Here is a 222-nt window from a genome sequence, read left to right as displayed (position 1 = left end):
TCGTCAAGCGTCGCGAGAACGGCAAGTGGTGGGGTGGTGAAACGCCGCTCGACGGCGTCGAGTTCATCGATTACGGCACTGACTTCAATGCCACGTTGAACGCCTTCGAATCCGGCGAGATCGACCTCGATTTCGAAACACCGGCCGACTTCATCGACGCCCTTGATAAGATGGATCTGGTGAAATCGGAGGTCGCGACGGCGACCACGCTCGTTGCCCGCA

The 222-nt window shown here is 59.0% G+C and carries 1 pseudogene; it reads left to right on the top strand.

Annotated elements, in window-relative coordinates:
• Positions 1-222: pseudogene (locus NR193_RS33430) on the top strand (diguanylate cyclase); the annotation flags it as partial.

This window comes from Mesorhizobium sp. Mes31, assembly GCF_024519675.1.
Lineage (GTDB): Bacteria > Pseudomonadota > Alphaproteobacteria > Rhizobiales > Rhizobiaceae > Mesorhizobium.
Note: the sequence above shows the minus strand (reverse complement) of the source record. Positions and strands in the feature narration are given on the sequence as shown.